General features: G+C 71.2%; 8 protein-coding genes and 1 pseudogene. All 9 read left to right on the top strand.

Annotated features, from left to right (window positions below):
* Positions 1–209: 209 nt before the first annotated feature.
* Positions 210–461, top strand: a complete 252-nt coding sequence (locus tag DSY14_RS27110; RefSeq protein WP_211719448.1) for a hypothetical protein — start codon at positions 210–212, stop codon at positions 459–461.
* Positions 462–543: 82 nt separating this feature from the next.
* Positions 544–759: a hypothetical protein gene (locus DSY14_RS27105; RefSeq protein ID WP_211719447.1), complete on the top strand. Its 216-nt coding sequence runs from the start codon at positions 544–546 to the stop codon at positions 757–759.
* Positions 756–890: a hypothetical protein gene (locus DSY14_RS29370; protein ID WP_283091715.1), complete on the top strand. Its 135-nt coding sequence runs from the start codon at positions 756–758 to the stop codon at positions 888–890. Before DSY14_RS27105 ends, DSY14_RS29370 begins: the two co-directional genes overlap by 4 nt.
* A complete protein-coding gene (locus DSY14_RS27100) occupies positions 890–1,060 on the top strand; it encodes a hypothetical protein (RefSeq protein ID WP_211719446.1) in 171 nt (56 codons plus the stop codon). Before DSY14_RS29370 ends, DSY14_RS27100 begins: the two co-directional genes overlap by 1 nt.
* 231 nt (positions 1,061–1,291) lie before the next feature.
* Complete coding sequence (locus tag DSY14_RS27095; protein WP_211719445.1) at positions 1,292–2,452, top strand: hypothetical protein; 1,161 nt, start codon at positions 1,292–1,294, stop codon at positions 2,450–2,452.
* Positions 2,453–2,683: 231 nt separating this feature from the next.
* A complete protein-coding gene (locus DSY14_RS27090) occupies positions 2,684–3,124 on the top strand; it encodes an RRQRL motif-containing zinc-binding protein (RefSeq protein ID WP_211719444.1) in 441 nt (146 codons plus the stop codon).
* Positions 3,121–3,309 carry a hypothetical protein gene (locus tag DSY14_RS27085; RefSeq protein ID WP_211719443.1) on the top strand — a complete coding sequence of 63 codons (189 nt, stop codon included), beginning with the start codon at positions 3,121–3,123 and terminating at the stop codon, positions 3,307–3,309. The genes DSY14_RS27090 and DSY14_RS27085 overlap by 4 nt, the downstream gene beginning before the upstream one ends.
* A 10-nt stretch (positions 3,310–3,319) precedes the next feature.
* Positions 3,320–3,508 (top strand): hypothetical protein, encoded by a 189-nt coding sequence (locus DSY14_RS27080; RefSeq protein WP_211719442.1) that lies wholly within the window; start codon positions 3,320–3,322, stop codon positions 3,506–3,508.
* A gap of 11 nt (positions 3,509–3,519) precedes the next feature.
* Positions 3,520–4,278: pseudogene (locus DSY14_RS27075) on the top strand (hypothetical protein); the annotation flags it as partial.

Below are 4,278 nucleotides of genomic sequence, written 5' to 3'. Positions count from 1 at the left end.
CCATCCCGAGCTCCCAAGGGACGGCGAACGGCACCGGCCACGGCACCAAGAACCCTTTGGTGCTCCGTCTTCACCAGGGCGGAACGGAATGGCCGCATCCACCGCACCCCCTGAGGTGCCCGTCCGCTCCCGCTCTCCGACACGACTCGGCACGCGGGGGCGGGCGGGGACCGCCCGGGTCCACCGACGACCTCCCGAACGGAGACGCCATGAGCACGACCGCCACCGCGCCCGTGACCAACACTTACTTCTACGTCCTGGTCCTGAAGATCCAGACCGGCGGCCACGCCATGAACTACGCACTGGTCGAGTCGCGCGGCCCGGTCGACATCCCCGCCGGCACCCGACAGTCGGAGGCCTTCGAGCAGGTCCGCACACAGCTCCTCGACAACGCCAGGAAGCAGGGCATGTCCGGCAATGCCACGACCGAGCTCTGGTCCCTGACGCCCGAGACCCTCTGACCTTTTCCTGAACACAGATGAGCCCCGACCGGAAGCGACCCGGTCGGGGCTCTCGCACACCCACGGAACTGGAGTAACGCCGATGTACCCCACCATGATGCCGCCCCTGGCGGCCCTCGAAACCACCGCACCCCTGGACGTGCGGGTACTCGCGCACATCGTCGACAACACCCACGACCACGAACTGTTCGCCCCGGCCCTGGACGGCGAGAGCGCCGAAGAGCGCGCAGCCCGCGAAGCCGCAGCCGCCGACATCATCGACGACCTCGTGGACGAAGCCCGGGGGTGCTCGGCGTGAACACCGACATCGAAGACTTCTTGGTCGCACCGCTCTATGACCACGACGACGGCCTGGCGGCCGGCATCGACGCCGCAGCCGAGACCATCACCGCCCGGGTGGACGCCTGGGCCGAGGAAGTGAGGCTCTGATGTTCTCCCCTCTCGAATGGGTCATGGCGGTCCTGGTCACCGCGCTGATCTGCGTGGTCATCACTCTGGGGGTGACGCTCGGTTGGCCGGTCGGTGCGTTCGCCGGCGCCCTGGGGGCGTTCGCCCTGTCCTGTCTGGCCGGAGCCGTGGGTCTAGGCGGTGGCCGCTGATGGGTTGGTTTCTGGTCGCTGTCGGCGCCGTCCTGACGGTCGGTCTCGTTGACGTTCTGCTCCGCATCACCGGTGGTCGTGCGCTCATGCTCGGCCGGCCCACCCCCACAAAGGAGACCCCCTGATGTCGGAGCGCGATATCGCCGCGTTCGGCCTGTTCATCATGGCCCCGGCCGTCGTCATAGCCCTGATCGTCATGGCCGTCCAGGCCTGAGAGGAGACCCCCACACCATGAGCAAGCCCAAGAAGAAGCCCACCCCGGAGACGGCCGTGGACGCCGCCTCGGTGCAGCAGGCGGTCCAGGCCGCCAAGACCCTGGCTAGCATCCCCGGGCAAGAGGTCTTGGAGGATGCTGCGCACAACCCAGCCACCCGAGGTCGCTACGACGAACTCACCGCGCAGCGCCTGGAGCGCGAACTGGAGCTGAGTCACCGGCGTCGGGTGCGGGCCGCTGAGGAGGAAGACCGCAAAGAGGGTGAGCAAGCCGAGATCGAACGGGCTATCGCAGCGGCCCGCAAGGCGACTTCACCGGCCCGCACGGTACTGGACATGACCCGACACCAGGTGCGATTCGGCCGGGTCGTCCTGACCGCCAGCATCGCACTGAGCATCGGATCGGCGATGGGTCTGGCCGCGCTGGTGGAAGGCATGGGCGGCCCGGTCCCGGTCGGTTACCTCGCAGAGATCGGCCTGACAGGGCTGAGCACGACCGTCATCGTCTGGCGCGGCATCCTCGCGCGGGCCGGCGCCAAGGTCGACGACAACACCCAGAAGCTGTTCGCGTTCCTGGTAGCCGCCCCGCTCCTGGTCTCCATCGTGGGTTCCTCGATCGGGTCCGGCCCGGTAGGGGCCGCGTGCTCCATCGGTAGCGCGTTGTTCGCCGGTCTGGCGTACCTGATCAACACTTCCGCCTCCGCCACGATCGGTCAGGCCATCGCGAAGATCGACGCCACGGCCAACACGAAGCAGAAGGCACCCGCCACCCCTGACGGCCCGGCCGTCACCCCTGACGGGTCGCTCTCGCGACGCCGGCCTCAGCCCAAGCAATCTCCGGCCGAGAGCGCCGGAATCGGTGACCAGACCGCCCGGTGGTTGGCCGACTTCACCGCCGCCAGCCAGGGGGTGGACGACGCAACCGCCACCCCTGACGACACCGACCGGCAGGGGGTGACGGACACCCCGGACGCCTCCGATGTCCTGGGGCTTTTCCCGGACCTGGAGGGAACTCGGTGGGAGATCCGTCTGGCCATCCACGTCTACGGGATCGACATCTCCAACCGGGCGCTGTCCAAGCTGATCCGTTGCTCGCGCGACACCATCCGCACTCACCGCACCGCCCTGTGGAGGGACGGCCACAAGGTCTTCGACCCCAACAAGGTCAACGACTGCTGACCCCCTGAAGCCACCCCTTCCGCCACCCCTGGCGGCACCAGCCGCCAGGGGTGGCGACCACCCGCTCCGGCGGGTGCCCAGAGCCCCCGCGCCACAACGGAGCGGGGGCTCTGCGCACCACTCCGGCACCCCTCGGCGAGGCCGGCGGACGCGCGGCCATCGAGCCCGCGAGCCACGCCCGCCCGGGACGTCACCCCACACCAGCGCACCTCTACAGGAAGGAGATCACCCGTGCCCCCCGCACCGACCCGCTTCCTCGACCTCGACGGATCGCGTTTCGGCATCCCCACCTACCCGTGGGGCTGGTCGAAGCACTTCGACCCCGACCTGGGCACCAAAGCCCAGCTCCGGGCCCAGGGATTGAGTATCGCGGGTCTGGAGGTGGCGGCTCAGCTCATGTGGGCCTCAACCCGTTCTCCACGCCGCGACAGGGTGCGCACCGCGAACCTGTATCGGCCTTCGCTGGCTCGCCCCGTGCGGCCCATGACGCCGGCCCAGGAGCGGGCGCTGTCCCGCGCTCACCTGGCCCGGCATACCTGCTCAGAGTGCGGGCGGGTGTGGGACGTGTACCTGCCCACCAGCAACGGGCGGCAGTGTCCGCCCCCTGCCGGATGCAGGTCCTTCGAGGCGCCTGAACGCGAGTTCGGGCGCTCCGTGGCGGTGGCCGCGTGAGGGTCCACCACCTGATCGAGATCCGGCCGGTGCCGGTCCCGGAGTGGACCCTGCACTGGCCGTTGTGCACCTGCGGGTGGGCCGGCGACATCGTGCGCACCCACCCGCTGGCCCAGGACCAGGTCGACGAACACCTGGCCACCCAACCCCCCGACTCGGCGCAACCTGCGCTGTTCGACCTGTGAGGAGACCCCCATGCTTCGTGGATGCCTGGCTCAGATCATCACTTGGGGCCTGATCGGCGCCCTGGTCCTGTGGTTTTTCACTAACCCCGAGTCCGTGGCCGGCCTCATCTCGGCGGCCGTCGGCCTGGTCACGGGCGGGGCCGACGCCCTTGGGCGGTTCGCCACCGCCCTCACCCCGACCATCAGCAACCTGTTCTGAGGGAGGTCGACGTGACCGTGACCGATGACCGCGACGCGGAGGTGCCCGAGGCGGCACCGTTGCCGGCGGAGCGCCCGGAGCCGGCACCCGGGCAGAGCAGCGAGACCGGCGATACCGCCGAGGAACCGGACGGTCCTCCGGCTCTACCGCCGCTGTTGGAGACCGGCGCCTCGACGCTGGCCACGGCCGGCAGCGGCATCTACGCCGCCGCCGGCCCGGCCGGGCTGGTGGCGGCCGCCGGGGTGGCCACGGTGGCCGGTGTCGCCTACGGGCTGCGCCGCCACAAGGCCAAGAAGAACACCGCCGCCGGTGCCGGCACCACCGGCGCCGCCGGTAAGGCCGGCCGGTTCTTCGGGGCCCCCGGCCTGGGAAGCGGCCGCTCCGGCGGCCGCGGGGCCGGTTCGGGTGCGGCCGGGGGCCGGCACCGCTCCTCGCGGTCGGCCGCCAGCGGCATGACCGGCGCCGCCGGCCGCAAAGCACGCGGCGCCGGCCTCGGTGCGGGTGGTCGCGGTGCGGCCGCCGGCCGGGGTGGCGGCCTGGGCGGGTCCGCGGGGGCCGGCGGCCGAGGCGCTGGCGCCGGGGCTGGTGCCAAGGGTAGGGGGGCGTTCGGTTCCCCGGGCTCTGGCCGCTCCGGCGGTGGTGGCCTGCTGGGTGGTTCAGGTTCGCGCTCCGGCCGCTCCGGTGGCGGTGGCGGGTTGTTCGGTTCCTCGCGGGCCGGACGCTCCGGCGGCGCCGGTGGTGGGGGCCTCTTCGGGGGTTCCGCCGGATCC

It is taken from the genome of Nocardiopsis sp. MG754419 (assembly GCF_018207095.1).
Taxonomy (GTDB): domain Bacteria; phylum Actinomycetota; class Actinomycetes; order Streptosporangiales; family Streptosporangiaceae; genus Nocardiopsis.
The sequence above is the reverse complement of the archived record's forward strand: the minus strand, read 5'-3'. Positions and strand labels throughout refer to the sequence as shown.